This window comes from Pseudomonas sp. SG20052, from assembly GCF_031766055.1.
GTDB classification, from domain to species: domain Bacteria; phylum Pseudomonadota; class Gammaproteobacteria; order Pseudomonadales; family Pseudomonadaceae; genus Aquipseudomonas; species Aquipseudomonas mandelii.
The window spans coordinates 23,754-39,193 of the sequence record NZ_CP134498.1; the positions used below are offsets into that span (position 1 = coordinate 23,754).

The following is a 15,440-nucleotide window of genomic DNA, read 5'->3' on the forward strand; positions in this document are numbered from 1 at the left end:
GGCACTGCCCGCCTATTCAAGCGCACTCCCGATCAATCCTTGGTCAGGAACAATCGAAGCACTCTAATTGTGGATAAGTTCTGCGGCAATCGCCGCAAGATCGTCAAAAATCAAGGTGCCCACCGGCAGGGTCTTGCCCAGAGTCTTTTCGCCTTTCCCGGTCTTTACCAAAACTGGCTGAGAGTCGACGGCTTTGGCGGCTTCCAGGTCACCAAGGGTATCGCCGACGAACCATAGATGAGTCAGCGATACGTTGTAATGAGCGGCGATGGTTTTCAACATCCCGGGTTTTGGCTTGCGGCAATCGCAGCCGTCGTCCGGCCCGTGCGGGCAGTAGACAATCAGCCCGACCTCGCCGCCCTGCTCCGCCACCAACGAACGCAAGCGCTCGTGCATAGCGTCCAGGGTAGCGATGTCGTAATAGCCGCGAGCGATGCCCGACTGGTTGGTAGCCACCGCCACCGTCCAGCCGGCCTTGCTCAACTGCGCGATGGCTTCGATCGAACCGGGGAGCGGAATCCACTCCTCCACCGACTTGATGTAAGCGTCGGAGTCGTAATTGATCACCCCGTCCCGATCGAGAATCAGCAGTTTCAACAGCAGTCCCTCAGCCCAGCATCGAAATGTCGGCAACGCCGAGGAACAGTCCACGCAGACGCGCCAGCAATGCGTAACGGTTGGCGCGGACCTTGGCGTCTTCAGCGTTGACCATCACGGCCTCGAAGAACGCATCCACCGGCTCGCGCAAGGCAGCCAGACGGGCCAGCGATTCGCTGTACTGACGGGCAGCGGCCATCGGCTGTACAGCCTGGTCAGCCTGCTGGATCGCCGAGTACAGGGAGAACTCGTTGGCGTTGTCGAAATACTTGGCTTCCACGACCGAAGGAATGGAGCCTTCGACCTTGCTCAGCAAGTTCGAAACGCGTTTGTTCACCGCGGCCAGGGCTGCGGCTTCCGGCAATTTGCGGAACGCTTCCACGGCTTGTACGCGCTGATCGAAGTCCAGGGCAGAACCCGGTTTCAGGGCACGGACCGACAGGTAAGTCCCGACATCCACGCCTTCGTCTTCGTAACGGGCACGCAGACGGTCGAAGATGAACTCCAGCACCGAATCGTTCAGGCCGGCAGCCTTGACCTTGGTACCGAACGCATTCACGGCAAATGCCACGGCGTCGTTCAGGTCGAGGTCGAGCTTCTTGTCGATCAGGATGCGCAACACGCCGAGTGCAGCACGACGCAGGGCATACGGGTCTTTGCTGCCGGTTGGCAGCATGCCGATGCCGAAGATACCGACCAGGGTATCGAGCTTGTCGGCGATGGCCACGGCCGCACCGGTCAGGGTGGTCGGCAGTTCAGCACCGGCACCGCGCGGCATGTACTGCTCGTTCAGGGCCAGTGCGACTTCTTCCGGCTCGCCGTCGTTGAGGGCGTAGTAGTAACCGGCGACACCTTGCATCTCCGGGAACTCACCGACCATCTCGGTCGACAGGTCGCACTTGGACAGCAGGCCGGCACGGGAAGCCCAGGCTGCGTTGCCGCCAATGCGTTGCGCGATGAACGCGGCGAGTTTGGAAACGCGCTCGGCCTTGTCGTAGACGCTGCCGAGTTTTTCCTGGAACACCACGTTCTGCAGGCGCAAGTTGAAGTCTTCGAGTTTCTGCTTCTTGTCTTGCTTGAAGAAGAACTCGGCGTCGGTCAGGCGTGGACGAACCACTTTCTCGTTACCGGCGATGATCTGTTGCGGGTCTTTGCTTTCGATGTTGGCCACGGTAATGAAACGCGGCAGCAACTTGCCGTCGGCATCCAGCAGGCAGAAGTACTTCTGGTTGTCCTGCATGGTGGTGATCAGGGCTTCTTGTGGCACGTCGAGGAAACGTTCCTCGAACGAGCACACCAGCGGCACCGGCCATTCGACCAGCGCGGTCACTTCGTCGAGCAAGGCTGGAGGAACGATGGCAGTACCTTCCTGCATCGTCGCCAGCTCTTCGGTGCGTTTGCTGATCAGCTCGCGACGCTCGTTGGCATCGGCCAGTACGTAGGCGGCACGCAGGTCGCTCAGGTAATTGGCCGGCGAAGTGATACGCACGCTTTCCGGGTGATGGAAGCGGTGACCACGGGAATCACGACCGGACTTCTGGGCGAGGATCGTGCAATCGATGACCTGGTCACCGAGCAGCATTACCAGCCATTGGGTCGGACGAACGAATTCTTCCTTGCGAGCACCCCAGCGCATGCGCTTGGGGATCGGCAGGTCGTTCAGCGAATCTTCAACGATGGTCGGCAGCAGGCTCGCAGTCGGCTTGCCGGCGATGCTTTGGCTGTAACGCAGTTTCGGGCCGCTTTGATCGATTTCGCTCAGGTCGACGCCGCATTTCTTGGCGAAGCCCAGTGCTGCTTGAGTCGGGTTGCCTTCGGCATCGAACGCGGCCTGACGTGGCGGGCCGTCGAGGTTGATGCTGCGGTCCGGTTGCTGAGTCGCCAGCGAGGTGATCAGCACAGCCAGACGACGTGGTGCGGCGTAGACGGTTTTGGTCTCGTAGTTCAGGCCCGCGGCTTGCAGGCCCTTGTCGATACCGGCCAGAAACGCGTCGGCCAGGGTGTTCAGGGCTTTGGGTGGCAGTTCTTCGGTGCCCAGTTCAACCAGAAAATCTTGAGCACTCATTGTGCAGCCTCCAGCTTGGCCAGTACTTCGTCACGCAGGTCCGGGGTCGCCATCGGGAAGCCCAGCTTGGCGCGAGCCAGCAGGTAGGCTTGCGCAACGGAACGCGCCAGGGTGCGCACACGCAGGATGTATTGCTGACGCGCGGTCACCGAGATCGCCCGGCGCGCATCCAGCAGGTTGAAGGTATGGGAGGCCTTCAAAACCATTTCGTAGCTCGGCAATGGCAGCGGCTGGTCGAGTTCGATCAGGCGCTTGGCTTCGCTTTCGTAGAAGTCGAACAGTTCGAACAGCTTCTCGACGTTGGCGTGTTCGAAGTTGTAGGTCGACTGCTCGACTTCGTTCTGGTGGAACACGTCGCCGTAAGTCACTTTACCGAACGGACCGTCAGCCCAGACCAGGTCGTAGACCGAGTCCACGCCTTGCAGGTACATGGCCAGACGTTCCAGACCGTAAGTGATCTCGCCGGTCACCGGGTAGCACTCGATGCCGCCCGCTTGCTGGAAGTAAGTGAACTGCGTCACTTCCATGCCGTTGAGCCAGACTTCCCAGCCCAGACCCCAGGCGCCCAGTGTCGGCGATTCCCAGTTGTCTTCGACGAAGCGAATGTCGTGGACCAACGGGTCCAGGCCGACGTGCTTGAGGGAGCCCAGGTACAGTTCCTGGAAGTTGTCCGGGTTCGGCTTCAGGACTACCTGGAACTGGTAGTAGTGCTGCAGACGATTCGGGTTTTCGCCGTAGCGGCCGTCAGTCGGGCGACGACTGGGCTGCACATAAGCGGCGTTCCAGGTTTCCGGGCCAATGGCGCGCAGGAATGTAGCGGTGTGGAAAGTGCCGGCGCCTACTTCCATATCGTAGGGCTGAAGTACCACACAACCTTGCTCGGCCCAGTATTGCTGGAGGGCGAGGATCAAGTCTTGGAAGGTACGCACGGCTGGCGTAGGCTGGCTCACGAAATTCACCTGTTTCTTGGGCTGCGATTTAAAGAGCGGGAGTATACCCGATTCGGTCCTGCGCACGCCCCCTGGAGCCTTATGCCACGCTGCTTTTGGTGTTCCGAAGATCCGCTGTACATGGCTTATCACGATCAGGAGTGGGGCACGCCGCTACGCGATGCGCAGGGTTTGTTCGAGTTGCTTTTGCTCGAAGGGTTCCAGGCCGGCCTTTCCTGGATCACCGTGCTGCGAAAACGTGAGCGATATCGCGAGGTATTGTTCGGCTTCGACGTACAACGGGTGGCGCAGATGAGCGACGCGGAAATCGATGAATTGATGCTCGATCCGGGCATTATTCGCAATCGCCTCAAACTCAACGCCGCCCGACGCAACGCCCAGGCCTGGCTGGCGCTGGAGGACCCGGTAACGTTTCTCTGGTCCTTCGTCGGCGGCACGCCTGTGATCAATCATTTCAAGGATCGCACCGAAGTACCGGCGGTCACGCCGACGGCGGTGGAGATGAGCAAAGGCTTGAAAAAGGCCGGCTTCACGTTCGTCGGTCCGACCATTTGCTACGCATTGATGCAGGCCTCGGGCATGGTCATGGACCACACGCAAGACTGCGACCGCTACGCTCAGCTCGCCAACGGCGGTTAGAATGGCCGCCTCGCGCACAGCACAAGATCAGGAGTGACCTGTGGATAAGTTTAAAGGCGCCTTGCTGGTAGGCGCTCTGCGGCTGTTTGCCCTGCTCCCGTGGCGGGCAGTGCAAGCCGTGGGCTCGGCCATTGGCTGGGTCATGTGGAAAACACCCAACCGTTCCCGCGATGTGGTGCGGATCAACCTCGCCAAGTGCTTCCCCGAAATGGACCCGGCTGAACGCGAGCGTCTGGTCGGCCAGAGCCTGAAAGACATCGGCAAGTCACTGACCGAAAGCGCTTGCGCCTGGATCTGGCCGGCTCAGCGTTCGATCGATCTGGTGCGTGAAGTCGAAGGGCTCGATGTGTTGAAGGACGCCCTCGCCTCCGGCAAGGGCGTGGTCGGCATCACCAGCCACCTGGGTAATTGGGAAGTGTTGAACCACTTCTATTGCAACCAGTGCAAACCGATCATTTTCTACCGACCGCCGAAACTGAAAGCGGTGGATGATCTGCTGCGCAAACAGCGGGTGCAATTGGGTAACCGCGTGGCCGCTTCCACCAAGGAAGGCATCCTCAGCGTCATCAAGGAAGTGCGCAAAGGTGGTGCAGTGGGTATTCCCGCTGACCCGGAACCAGCCGAATCCGCTGGGATATTCGTACCTTTTTTCGCCACCCAGGCGCTGACCAGCAAGTTCGTACCGAACATGCTCGCCGGCGGTAAAGCGGTCGGCGTGTTCTTGCATGCCCTGCGCCTGCCGGACGGTTCAGGTTACAAAGTGATCCTGGAAGCCGCGCCCGAAGCCATGTACAGCACCGATACCGAAACGTCGTGCGCAGCCATGAGCCAGGTGGTCGAGCGGTATGTGCGGGCCTATCCGAGCCAGTACATGTGGAGCATGAAGCGCTTCAAGAAGCGGCCACCCGGTGAAGAGCGTTGGTATTGAGTTGATTGGCATGATCTGTGGATAACTTGTAGGAGCAAGGCTTGCCCGCGAAAGCGATATAGCATCCAGCATCAATGTTGAATGTAATGACCTCTTCGCGGGCAAGCCTCGCTCCCACAGGGGGCAGGTTATCCACAACGGTTCATACAAGGGCGCAAAAGATGTCCGAGCACCGCAAATCGTTTCGCATCAAGATCACTCATGAAACCTTCGGCGAATGCCTGGGCCAAACCCGCAACCTTTCGACGACGGGCGTCTACGTCAAGCATCCGGGCTTGTCGTCGTTGCCTAAAGGCGCGGTGGTTTATGGGCAGGTACAAGACTTGCCCACAGGTGCGCCGCGAGTGCGCATGGAAGTGGTGCTGGTCGACGCCGATGGCATCGGCCTGCGTTACCTCTGATCAGTGCGCCTGACGCTCAAGCTTCTTCAGAAACACCGTCATCTCCTTCTCTGCCTGCTTGTCGCCATGCGCACGGGCGGCTTCCAGGCCCTGCTCCCACGCCTGACGCGCAGCTGGAAAGTCGGCAAGCGCCAGATGAGCCTTGCCTAAGAGCTTCCAGGCGGCCGAATACTTTGGATCGAACTCGACGCAACGCTGAAAATGCTCGGCGGCCTTGGCATTTTCCCCAAGATCCAGATAACCCTTGCCCAGGCCAAAGCGCAGCAATGAGTTATCCACACCCTTGGCGAGCATTTTTTCCAGGGATTCGAGCATCGGGCAACACCTTTGTTTATGTGTGGAGTTCGAAATTGCCTTCGCGGGCAAGCCTAGCTCCTACGGTTTTGGAGCATTCGCCAATTATGGGCACGCCTCGGACCTGTAGGAGCGAGGCTTGCCCGCGAAGAGGTCTTCGGATCAGAAGAAGCTGAGCCCCACATGGAACAGCTTCTCCACATCCCGAATATGCTTTTTATCCACAAGGAACAAAATCACATGGTCGCCCGCCGCGATCACCGTGTTGTCATGCGCAATGATCACTTCCTCATCACGAATGATCGCGCCAATCGTCGTCCCCGGCGGCAAACCGATGTTCTCGATCGCCTTGCCAATCACCTTGCTCGATTTTTCATCACCATGGGCAATCGCCTCGATGGCCTCCGCCGCGCCGCGGCGCAATGAGTGCACGCTGACGATATCACCGCGTCGCACGTGGGCCAGCAGCGTGCCGATGGTCGCCAGTTGCGGGCTGATGGCAATGTCGATATCGCCGCCCTGGATCAAGTCCACGTAAGCCGGATTGTTGATGATCGTCATCACCTTCTTCGCGCCCAGGCGCTTGGCCAGCAGCGAGGACATGATGTTGGCTTCGTCATCGTTGGTCAGGGCCAGGAAGATGTCTGCGTCGGCAATGTTCTCTTCCATCAGCAAGTCGCGGTCGGAAGCACTGCCCTGCAACACCACGGTGCTGTCGAGGGTGTCCGAGAGATGGCGGCAGCGGGCCGGGTTCATCTCGATGATCTTCACTTGGTAGCGGCTTTCGATCGCCTCGGCCAGGCGCTCACCGATCTGCCCGCCACCGGCGATGACGATGCGCTTGTAGGTTTCATCCAGACGGCGCATTTCACTCATCACCGCGCGGATATTTGCCTTGGCGGCAATGAAAAACACTTCGTCATCCGCCTCGATCACCGTATCGCCCTGGGGCAGGATCGGCCGATCGCGGCGGAAAATCGCTGCAACCCGGGTTTCAACATTGGGCATGTGTTCCCGCAACTGGCGCAGTTGCTGGCCCACCAACGGTCCGCCGTAGTAGGCCTTCACCGCCACCAGTTGCGCTTTGCCTTCGGCGAAGTCGATCACCTGCAACGCGCCCGGATGCTGGATCAGGCGCTTGATGTAATTGGTGACAACCTGTTCCGGGCTGATCAGCACGTCCACCGGAATCGCTTCGTTATCGAACAGCTCGGAGCGCGTCAGGTACGCGGCTTCGCGGACCCGGGCGATCTTGGTCGGGGTATGGAACAGGGTGTGGGCGACCTGACAGGCCACCATGTTGGTTTCGTCGCTGTTGGTTACTGCCACCAGCATGTCGGCATCGTCCGCGCCGGCCTGACGCAGCACCGTCGGCAACGAGCCGCGGCCCTGCACGGTACGGATGTCCAGCCGATCGCCGAGGTCGCGCAGGCGTTCGCCGTCGGTGTCGACCACGGTAATGTCGTTGGCCTCGCTGGCCAGATGTTCTGCCAGCGAACCGCCGACCTGGCCTGCGCCGAGGATGATGATTTTCATCCAGTCACTCCCTTATAAACCGGTTAACCGCGCGCGGCGGCGATCTTGATCAGCTTGGCGTAGTAGAACCCGTCGTGGCCGCCTTCCTGGGCCAGCAACTGGCGACCGTGAGGTTGCTTGATACCGGCCGCCGTGGCGAGGTCCAGTTCACGCGCACCCGGCGTGCGAGCGAGGAAGGCTTCGATGACTTCAGTGTTCTCGGTCGGCAGCGTGGAGCAGGTGGCGTAAAGCAGAATCCCGCCGACTTCCAGAGTTATCCACATGGCGTCCAAAAGCTCGCCCTGAAGCACCGCGAGTGCAGCGATGTCATCCGGTTGGCGAGTCAGCTTGATGTCGGGGTGACGTCGGATCACGCCAGTCGCCGAGCATGGCGCATCCAGCAAAATGCGCTGGAAGGGTTTGCCGTCCCACCAGGTCGCCGTGTCGCGGCCGTCGGCGGCGATCAGCTCGGCGCTCAGGCCCAGGCGTGCGAGGTTCTCGCGCACGCGCACCAGACGCTTGGCTTCCAGATCCACGGCCACGACGCCCGCCAGTTTTGGCTCGGCTTCGAGGATGTGGCAGGTCTTGCCGCCCGGTGCGCAGCAGGCATCCAGTACCCGTTGGCCCGGCGCGAGGTCGAGCAGGTCGGCGGCCAATTGCGCCGCTTCGTCCTGCACGCTGATCCAGCCTTCGGCGAAGCCTGGCAGGCTGCGCACGTCGGCGGCAGCTTCGAGAATGATGCCGTCCTGACTGTAGACGCACGGCGTAGCGGCGATGCCGGCCTCAGTCAGCAGCCCAAGGTAAGCGTCGCGGGCGTGATGGCGGCGGTTGACCCGCAGAATCATCGGTGGATGCGCATTGTTCGCCGCGCAAATGGCTTCCCATTGCTCAGGCCAGAATGCCTTGAGGGATTTTTGCAGCCAGCGCGGGTGGGCGGTGCGCACCACCGGGTCGTGTTCCAGCTCGGCCAGCAACGCTTCGCTTTCACGCTGGGCGCGGCGCAACACGGCGTTGAGCAAGGCTTTGGCCCAAGGCTTTTTCAGCTTGTCGGCACAACCGACGGTTTCGCCGATGGCGGCGTGGGCCGGGACGCGGGTGTAGAGCAATTGATAGAGGCCGACCAGCAGCAGCGCCTCGACATCGGCGTCCGCAGCCTTGAACGGCTTCTGTAACAACTTGGCCGCCAGCGCCGACAAACGTGGTTGCCAGCGCGCCGTGCCGAAGGCCAGGTCCTGGGTGAAGCCGCGATCACGGTCTTCAACCTTGTCCATTTGTGTCGGCAGCGAACTGTTGAGTGAGGCTTTTCCGTTAAGAACAGCGGCAAGTGCCTTGGCGGCGGCCAGACGTGGATTCATTGAGCGTCCGCCGCTTGACCGAGCACGGTGCCGACGGCGAATTTCTCACGACGGCTGTTGAACAAGTCGCTGAAGTTCAGCGCCTTGCCCCCGGGCAATTGCAGACGGGTCAGGCACAGGGCTTGCTCACCGCAGGCGACGAGCAAGCCGTCCTTGCTGGCGCTGAGGATTTGCCCCGGTGCGCCCTGCCCTTCAGCGAGGCTCGCGGCCAGCACTTTCAGCGCTTCGCCGTTCAGCGTGCTGTGGGTGATCGGCCACGGGTTGAACGCGCGGACCAGGCGTTCCAGCTCAACCGCCGGACGGCTCCAGTCGATGCGTGCTTCGTCTTTGTTCAATTTGTGAGCATACGTTGCAAGACTGTCATCCTGCACTTCGCCTTCCAGCGTTCCGGCGGCGAGGCCGGCAATCGCCTGGATCACGGCCGGTGGGCCCATTTCGGCGAGACGGTCGTGGAGGCTGCCGCCGGTGTCTTCGGCGGTGATCGGCGTGGTGACTTTCAGCAGCATCGGCCCGGTGTCGAGGCCCAGCTCCATGCGCATCACGGTCACGCCGCTTTCACTGTCGCCTGCTTCGACCGCACGCTGGATCGGCGCCGCCCCGCGCCAGCGTGGCAGCAACGAAGCGTGGCTGTTGATGCAACCCAGGTGCGGAATATCCAGCACCGCTTGCGGCAGGATCAAGCCATAGGCGACCACCACCAGCAAGTCCGGCTTGAGTGCGGCCAGTTCAGCCTGGGCGTCTTCGTTGCGCAGCGTCGGCGGTTGCAACACCGGGATGTTATTTTCCAGTGCGAGTTGCTTGACCGGGCTTGGCATCAGCTTTTGCCCACGGCCCGCCGGACGGTCCGGCTGGGTGTAAACCGCGACGACTTCGTAAGGGCTGGCGAGCAGGGCCTTGAGGTGTTCGGCGGCGAATTCCGGGGTGCCGGCAAAGACGATGCGCAGTGGCTCAGTCATGGGAGCAATCTCTGAAAAGAAAAAGGCTTGCCGCAGCAAGCCTTTGAAAGAAGGGCATCAAGCGTTCTGGCGATGGAGCTTTTCCAGTTTCTTCTTGATTCGGTCGCGTTTGAGGTTCGACAGGTAGTCGACGAACAATTTGCCGTTGAGGTGGTCGCATTCGTGCTGGATGCACACGGCGAGCAGACCTTCGGCAATCAGTTCGTAAGGCTTGCCGTCGCGGTCCAGGGCCTTGACCTTGACCTTCTGCGGGCGATCGACGTTTTCGTAGAAGCCCGGCACCGAGAGGCAGCCTTCCTGGTATTGCTCCATCACGTCGGTCAGCGGTTCGAACTCGGGGTTGATGAACACCCGTGGTTCGCTGCGGTCTTCGGAGAGGTCCATCACGACGATACGTTTGTGCACGTTGACCTGGGTCGCGGCGAGGCCGATGCCTGGCGCTTCATACATTGTTTCAAACATGTCATCGACCAACTGACGCACTTCGTCGTCCACTACGGCCACAGGTTTGGCGATAGTGCGCAGGCGCGAGTCGGGAAATTCGAGGATGTCTAAAATGGCCATAAGCTTAATTGCTGCACGTGTGAGGTAAAGTCGGGTCGATGGCCTGGCAGGTCCGAAGATGCAGGCTACCGTTGTGAAGCGTAGCTCCTTTTCTTTTATCAAAGAGTCAGGAGCGAGCCACGAGGGCTCTGGCGTTTCACGCGAACGCACATAATAAAGGGATTCACCGCATGAGGAAATCACTACTCGCCTTGCTCCTTCTGGCCTCGGCCGGTTTGGCGCACGGGCAAGTGCAACTCAAGGAAGGTTTTCCACAGCAATACACCGTGGTGACGGGTGACACTCTCTGGGACATTTCCGGAAAATTCCTCCGGGAGCCGTGGAAGTGGCCGGAACTGTGGCAAGCCAATCCTCAGATCGAAAACCCTAATCTCATCTATCCCGGCGACTCGCTGTCGCTGGTCTATGTCAACGGCCAGCCCCGCCTGACCCTCAATCGCGGGGCTTCGCGCGGCACCATCAAGCTCTCGCCTCGGGTGCGCAGCTCGCCGGTGGCCGATGCGATCCCGAGCATTCCGCTGCAATCGATCAACAGCTTTTTGCTGAGCAACCGCATCGTCGACAAGGTCGAGGACTTCGACAAGGCGCCTTATATCGTCGCCGGCGATGCCGAACGCGTGCTCAGTGGCACCGGTGACCGCATTTTCGCCCGTGGCCATTTTGACCCGAACCAGCCGGTCTACGGCATCTTCCGCCAGGGCAAGGTCTACACCGATCCCGATAGCAAAGAGTTTTTGGGGATCAATGCTGATGACATCGGCGGTGGCGAAATTGTGGCCACCGAGGGCGACGTCGCCACCCTGGCACTGCAACGCACGACTCAGGAAGTACGTCTCGGCGACCGTTTGTTCAGCGGTGAAGAACGATCCATCAACTCGACCTTCATGCCCAGTGCGCCAAAAACCGAGATCAATGGCTTGATCATCGATGTGCCGCGCGGGGTTACCCAGATTGGCGCGCTGGATGTGGTTACCCTGAACAAAGGTCAGCGTGATGGCCTGGCCGAAGGCAACGTGCTGGTGGTGATGAAAACCGGTGAAACCGTACGCGACCGGATCACTGGCCAGCCACTGAAAATCCCCGATGAGCGTGCCGGTTTGCTGATGGTGTTCCGCACTTACGACAAGCTCAGTTACGGGCTGGTACTCAACGCATCGCGCTCGCTGGCGGTGATGGATAAGGTGCGAAATCCGTAAGCAGGCTCCACAAGTTACCAACAGAGTTATCCACAGCTTATTCCCGTTTGAACGGGGCTCATAACGATCAAGGATGATCCATGTCGCTGTCTGCCGTCACACCGGTTTCCCCTGCGGAACTGGAAGCTCGTTTACGTCTGCACCGATTGCCAGAACTCGGCCCGGCGCGTTTCAAGAAATTGCTCGAAGCCTTCGGCTCGGCGTCCAAAGCCATCAGCGCGCCTGCCAGCGCCTGGCGTTCGCTGGGCTTGCCGCTGGCGTGCGCCGAGGCACGGCGCGTCAATGAAGTACGCGATGGCGCGGCCCACGCATTGGCCTGGCTAGAGCGCCCGGGCCAGCATTTATTGATGTGGGACCAGCCTGAGTACCCGGCGCTGCTAGCGGAAATCAGCGATGCGCCGCCGCTGTTATTTGTGGCAGGCGATCCCGACATTCTGGAAAAACCGCAATTGGCGATGGTCGGCAGTCGGCGCGCCTCGCGACCGGGCATGGACACTGCGGCGGCGTTTTCGCGCAGCCTGGCCGGCGCCGGTTTCGTCATCACCAGCGGTCTGGCGCTAGGCATCGATGCCGCCGCGCATCAAGCCGCGCTGGACGTGGGCGGGCGAACGGTCGGGGTCCTTGGCACGGGACTTGAAAAGTTTTATCCACAGCGCAATCGGCGGCTGGCGGACGCCATGATCGCCTCGGGCAGCGCAGTGCTTTCCGAGTTCCCGCTGGATGCCGGCCCCAGTGCCGGAAACTTTCCCCGGCGCAACCGGATCATCAGCGGTTTATCCCTCGGGGTGCTGGTGGTCGAAGCGAGTGTCGCCAGCGGTTCATTGATCACGGCGAGGCTGGCGGCGGAGCAAGGACGCGAGGTGTACGCGATCCCGGGGTCGATCCACCACCCTGGCGCCAAGGGTTGTCATCAGCTGATCCGTGACGGTGCGGTATTGGTGGAAACCACCGAGCATATCCTCGAAGCCTTGCGCGGCTGGCAACGGTTGCCGTTGTCCACAGAGACGCTGCAAGCACCCACTCATCCACTGCTCCTGTTGCTTCACGCCGCGCCCCACACCAGCGAAGCGTTGTCGGTCAGCAGTGGCTGGGCCTTGTCCAAAGTGCTGGCAGCGCTGACGGAGCTGGAAATGGACGGTCGGGCGGTGTGCGAAAGCGGGCGCTGGTTTGCGCGGGTGAGCTAGGTTTTATAAGGAAGATCGGTAAACTGCGCAGAGCCTTATTCCGGAGAGTTTTTCATGGTCAACAGTTGGCGCGTGCAACAAGCCGCACAAGCCGTTCGCGCAGGGGCAGTAATTGCCTATCCAACCGAAGCGGTCTGGGGCCTGGGTTGCGATCCGTGGGATGAAGAAGCGGTCTATCGTCTGTTGATGATCAAGGGCCGGTCTGTGGAAAAGGGCCTGATTCTGGTAGCCGACAATATTCGTCAGTTCGACTTCCTGTTCGAAGACTTCCCGGAACTGTGGATGGACCGCATGGCCAGCACTTGGCCGGGGCCGAATACCTGGCTGGTGCCGCATCAGAATCTGTTGCCGCAGTGGATTACCGGCGTGCATGAAACCGTAGCGCTGCGCGTCAGCGACCACCCGCTGGTGCGGGATCTGTGCGCGGTGGTCGGGCCGCTGGTGTCGACCTCGGCTAACCCTCAGGGCCGGCCAGCGGCGCGGACGCGAATTCGCGTCGAGCAGTATTTCCGCGGGCAAGTGGACTACGTGTTGGGCGGGAATCTGGGTGGGCGCAAGAATCCGAGCGTGATTCGCGATGTCGCGACCGGGAACGTCATTCGCCCGGATTAAGACCGCAGTAACACCTGTGGCGAGGGAGCTTGCTCCCGCTGGACTGCGCAGCAGTCCCGTTCTTTTAAAGATATGAGGGGCCGCTTCGCGGCCCAGCGGGAGCAAGCTCCCTCGCCACAGTTTGATGTTAAGGCAGCAGAACAGTCGAGCCAGTCGTACGCCGCGCCGACAACTCGGTCTGCGCCTTCGCCGCCTCAGCCAACGGATACTTCTGGCTGACGTCCACCTTAAGTTTGCCGCTGATGATCATCTCAAACAGCTCATCGGCCATGCGCTGCAGGTTTTCTGCGTTATTGGCGTAGGTCGCCAGCGTCGGCCGGGTCACGTACAACGAGCCCTTCGCCGCCAAAATCCCCAGGTTCACCCCGTCCACTGCGCCGGACGCATTGCCGAAGCTCACCACCAGGCCCCGTGGTGACACGCTATCGAGCGACGTTAGCCAGGTGTCCTTGCCGACGCCGTCGTACACCACCGGGACTTTTTTGCCGTCGGTCAATTCCAGCACCCGTTGTGCGACGTTTTCGTGGCTGTAATCGATAGTCGCCCATGCGCCGTTGGCTTTGGCCAGTGCGGCTTTCTCCGGCGAGCTGACCGTGCCGATCAACTTCACTCCCAAGGCCTTCGCCCATTGGCAGGCCAGGGATCCGACACCGCCCGCGGCGGCATGGAACAGGATGGTTTCGCCACCCTTGAGTTCATACGTCTGACGCAGCAGGTATTGCACGGTCAGGCCCTTGAGCATCACACCGGCGGCCTGTTCAAAACTGATGGCGTCCGGCAAGTGCACCAGGTTGGCCTCCGGCAATACGTGAACCTCGCTGTAGGCGCCCAACGGGCCGCTGCCGTAAGCCACACGATCGCCGACCTTGAACCGGGTCACTTCGTTGCCCACCGCCTCGACCACGCCCGCACCTTCCGAGCCCAGGCCCGATGGCAGGGCGGGCAACGGATAGAGACCACTGCGGTAGTAAGTGTCGATGAAGTTCAGGCCGATGGCCTTGTTGGCCACGCGAACCTGCTGCGGGCCGGGCTCGGCGGGTTGATAGTCGACATACTCGAGCACTTCGGGGCCGCCATGGGCGCGGAACTGGATACGCTTTGCCATCAGAACTCTCCTTAGGTCATTTGCGAAGCTCCCTATCGGACTCCTAAGCTTGACCTTCGTCAACTGCGGCAGGCCCATCTGCGATGTTATGCTACGCGCCCATTTGCGCCGGCCCCTGCTCCGATGGAGCGCCGCGTAGTTTTGCCCGATTCAAGGTGATGACATGACGACCCGCACCGAGGCCGTAAAAGCCTACCTGCTCGACCTGCAAGACCGGATTTGCGCAGCCCTTGAAGCCGAAGACGGCGGCACGGCATTCGTCGAAGACGCCTGGACCCGGCCTGCCGGCGGTGGCGGTCGCACGCGTGTGATCGAAAACGGCGCGGTCATCGAAAAGGGTGGCGTCAACTTTTCCCACGTCTTTGGCAGCGGGCTCCCACCCTCCGCCAGCGCCCATCGCCCGGAACTGGCCGGCCGTGGTTTCGAAGCCCTGGGCGTGTCGCTGGTGATTCACCCGCACAACCCGCAGGTGCCGACTTCCCACGCCAACGTGCGCTTTTTCATTGCTGAAAAAGAAGGTGAAGAACCGGTCTGGTGGTTCGGCGGCGGTTTCGACCTGACCCCTTATTACGGTAACGAAGAAGACTGCGTGCACTGGCACCGCGTCGCCGAACAGGCCTGTGCGCCGTTCGGCCCGGACGTCTATCCGCGCTACAAGGCCTGGTGCGACAGCTATTTCCACATCAAGCATCGCCACGAGCCACGGGGCATCGGCGGTCTGTTTTTTGATGACTTGAACGAGTGGGACTTCGACACCAGCTTCGCCTTCATGCGCGCCATCGGTGACGCCTTCATCGAGGCCTACCTGCCGATTGTGCAGCGCCGCAAGAACGATGCGTTCACCGCCAAACAGCGTGAATTCCAGGAATTTCGCCGTGGCCGCTACGTCGAGTTCAACCTGGTCTACGACCGTGGCACGCTGTTCGGCCTGCAATCGGGTGGGCGCACCGAGTCGATCCTCATGTCCCTGCCCCCGCAAGTCCGCTGGGGCTACGACTGGAAAGCCGAGCCGGGCAGCGAAGAAGCTCGCCTGACCGACTATTTCCTGCAAGACCGCGATTGGTTGGCCAAGGCCTGAA

16 protein-coding genes are annotated in these 15,440 nt (G+C 60.9%); 7 read left to right on the forward strand and 9 right to left on the reverse strand.

Features of this window, described 5'->3' with window-relative positions:
- Positions 1-63 precede the first annotated feature (63 nt).
- The 3 genes from gmhB to glyQ are packed head-to-tail and all read right to left on the reverse strand — an operon-like array spanning position 64 to position 3,612.
- Positions 64-603 carry a D-glycero-beta-D-manno-heptose 1,7-bisphosphate 7-phosphatase gene (gene gmhB, locus RHP74_RS00085; RefSeq protein ID WP_167362290.1) on the reverse strand — a complete coding sequence of 180 codons (540 nt, stop codon included), beginning with the start codon at positions 601-603 and terminating at the stop codon, positions 64-66.
- A gap of 4 nt (positions 604-607) precedes the next feature.
- A complete protein-coding gene (glyS, locus tag RHP74_RS00090; RefSeq protein ID WP_077748848.1) occupies positions 608-2,662 on the reverse strand; it encodes a glycine--tRNA ligase subunit beta in 2,055 nt (684 codons plus the stop codon).
- Positions 2,659-3,612: a glycine--tRNA ligase subunit alpha gene (gene glyQ / locus RHP74_RS00095; protein ID WP_003213601.1), complete on the reverse strand. Its 954-nt coding sequence runs from the start codon at positions 3,610-3,612 to the stop codon at positions 2,659-2,661. The genes glyS and glyQ overlap by 4 nt, the downstream gene beginning before the upstream one ends.
- 81 nt (positions 3,613-3,693) lie before the next feature.
- Between glyQ and tag the strand changes: the two genes are divergently transcribed.
- The 3 genes from tag (at position 3,694) to RHP74_RS00110 (ending at position 5,580) form a co-directional block, all read left to right on the forward strand.
- Complete coding sequence (gene tag, locus RHP74_RS00100) at positions 3,694-4,251, forward strand: DNA-3-methyladenine glycosylase I (RefSeq protein WP_010465505.1); 558 nt, start codon at positions 3,694-3,696, stop codon at positions 4,249-4,251.
- A gap of 40 nt (positions 4,252-4,291) precedes the next feature.
- Entirely contained in the window at positions 4,292-5,179 is an 888-nt protein-coding gene (locus RHP74_RS00105) for a lysophospholipid acyltransferase (protein ID WP_010465508.1), read from the forward strand.
- A gap of 161 nt (positions 5,180-5,340) precedes the next feature.
- Entirely contained in the window at positions 5,341-5,580 is a 240-nt protein-coding gene (locus RHP74_RS00110) for a PilZ domain-containing protein (protein WP_077748846.1), read from the forward strand.
- On the opposite strand, the gene RHP74_RS00115 is transcribed toward RHP74_RS00110, so the two are convergent.
- The 5 genes from RHP74_RS00115 to def all read right to left on the reverse strand — a co-directional run bounded on the left by RHP74_RS00115 (position 5,581) and on the right by def (position 10,264).
- Complete coding sequence (locus tag RHP74_RS00115) at positions 5,581-5,895, reverse strand: tetratricopeptide repeat protein (RefSeq protein WP_010465512.1); 315 nt, start codon at positions 5,893-5,895, stop codon at positions 5,581-5,583.
- Positions 5,896-6,036: 141 nt separating this feature from the next.
- On the reverse strand, positions 6,037-7,410 hold the full coding sequence (trkA, locus tag RHP74_RS00120) for a Trk system potassium transporter TrkA (RefSeq protein ID WP_028620343.1): 1,374 nt from the start codon (positions 7,408-7,410) through the stop codon (positions 6,037-6,039).
- Positions 7,411-7,433: 23 nt separating this feature from the next.
- Positions 7,434-8,744 carry a 16S rRNA (cytosine(967)-C(5))-methyltransferase RsmB gene (rsmB, locus tag RHP74_RS00125; protein WP_010465515.1) on the reverse strand — a complete coding sequence of 437 codons (1,311 nt, stop codon included), beginning with the start codon at positions 8,742-8,744 and terminating at the stop codon, positions 7,434-7,436.
- Positions 8,741-9,700, reverse strand: a complete 960-nt coding sequence (gene fmt / locus RHP74_RS00130) for a methionyl-tRNA formyltransferase (RefSeq protein ID WP_288114358.1) — start codon at positions 9,698-9,700, stop codon at positions 8,741-8,743. Before fmt ends, rsmB begins: the two co-directional genes overlap by 4 nt.
- Positions 9,701-9,757: 57 nt before the next feature.
- On the reverse strand, positions 9,758-10,264 hold the full coding sequence (gene def / locus RHP74_RS00135) for a peptide deformylase (protein WP_311097069.1): 507 nt from the start codon (positions 10,262-10,264) through the stop codon (positions 9,758-9,760).
- A 170-nt stretch (positions 10,265-10,434) separates the two neighbouring features.
- Between def and RHP74_RS00140 the strand changes: the two genes are divergently transcribed.
- The 3 genes from RHP74_RS00140 to RHP74_RS00150 all read left to right on the forward strand — a co-directional run bounded on the left by RHP74_RS00140 (position 10,435) and on the right by RHP74_RS00150 (position 13,256).
- A complete protein-coding gene (locus RHP74_RS00140; RefSeq protein WP_010465521.1) occupies positions 10,435-11,460 on the forward strand; it encodes a LysM peptidoglycan-binding domain-containing protein in 1,026 nt (341 codons plus the stop codon).
- 80 nt (positions 11,461-11,540) lie between these two features.
- Positions 11,541-12,644: a DNA-processing protein DprA gene (dprA, locus tag RHP74_RS00145; protein ID WP_102594516.1), complete on the forward strand. Its 1,104-nt coding sequence runs from the start codon at positions 11,541-11,543 to the stop codon at positions 12,642-12,644.
- Positions 12,645-12,698: 54 nt separating this feature from the next.
- A complete protein-coding gene (locus RHP74_RS00150; RefSeq protein ID WP_010465525.1) occupies positions 12,699-13,256 on the forward strand; it encodes an L-threonylcarbamoyladenylate synthase in 558 nt (185 codons plus the stop codon).
- Between the two features lie 127 nt (positions 13,257-13,383).
- Here RHP74_RS00150 and RHP74_RS00155 read toward each other — a convergent pair whose 3' ends face one another.
- On the reverse strand, positions 13,384-14,361 hold the full coding sequence (locus RHP74_RS00155) for an NADPH:quinone reductase (protein ID WP_311097073.1): 978 nt from the start codon (positions 14,359-14,361) through the stop codon (positions 13,384-13,386).
- A gap of 163 nt (positions 14,362-14,524) precedes the next feature.
- On the opposite strand from RHP74_RS00155, the gene hemF reads away from it, so the two are divergent.
- A complete protein-coding gene (gene hemF / locus RHP74_RS00160; protein ID WP_010465529.1) occupies positions 14,525-15,439 on the forward strand; it encodes an oxygen-dependent coproporphyrinogen oxidase in 915 nt (304 codons plus the stop codon).
- The last annotated feature ends 1 nt before the right edge of the window (position 15,440 follow it).

Coding starts and splice junctions, on each gene's coding strand:
- RHP74_RS00115 (WP_010465512.1), bottom strand. CDS start 5,895: ATGCTCGAATCCCTGGAAAAAATGCTCGCCAAGGGTGTGGATAACTCA.
- RHP74_RS00150 (WP_010465525.1), top strand. CDS start 12,699: ATGGTCAACAGTTGGCGCGTGCAACAAGCCGCACAAGCCGTTCGCGCA.
- RHP74_RS00140 (WP_010465521.1), top strand. CDS start 10,435: ATGAGGAAATCACTACTCGCCTTGCTCCTTCTGGCCTCGGCCGGTTTG.
- trkA (WP_028620343.1), bottom strand. CDS start 7,410: ATGAAAATCATCATCCTCGGCGCAGGCCAGGTCGGCGGTTCGCTGGCA.
- rsmB (WP_010465515.1), bottom strand. CDS start 8,744: ATGAATCCACGTCTGGCCGCCGCCAAGGCACTTGCCGCTGTTCTTAAC.
- dprA (WP_102594516.1), top strand. CDS start 11,541: ATGTCGCTGTCTGCCGTCACACCGGTTTCCCCTGCGGAACTGGAAGCT.
- hemF (WP_010465529.1), top strand. CDS start 14,525: ATGACGACCCGCACCGAGGCCGTAAAAGCCTACCTGCTCGACCTGCAA.
- tag (WP_010465505.1), top strand. CDS start 3,694: ATGCCACGCTGCTTTTGGTGTTCCGAAGATCCGCTGTACATGGCTTAT.
- def (WP_311097069.1), bottom strand. CDS start 10,264: ATGGCCATTTTAGACATCCTCGAATTTCCCGACTCGCGCCTGCGCACT.
- RHP74_RS00110 (WP_077748846.1), top strand. CDS start 5,341: ATGTCCGAGCACCGCAAATCGTTTCGCATCAAGATCACTCATGAAACC.
- fmt (WP_288114358.1), bottom strand. CDS start 9,700: ATGACTGAGCCACTGCGCATCGTCTTTGCCGGCACCCCGGAATTCGCC.
- glyS (WP_077748848.1), bottom strand. CDS start 2,662: ATGAGTGCTCAAGATTTTCTGGTTGAACTGGGCACCGAAGAACTGCCA.
- RHP74_RS00155 (WP_311097073.1), bottom strand. CDS start 14,361: ATGGCAAAGCGTATCCAGTTCCGCGCCCATGGCGGCCCCGAAGTGCTC.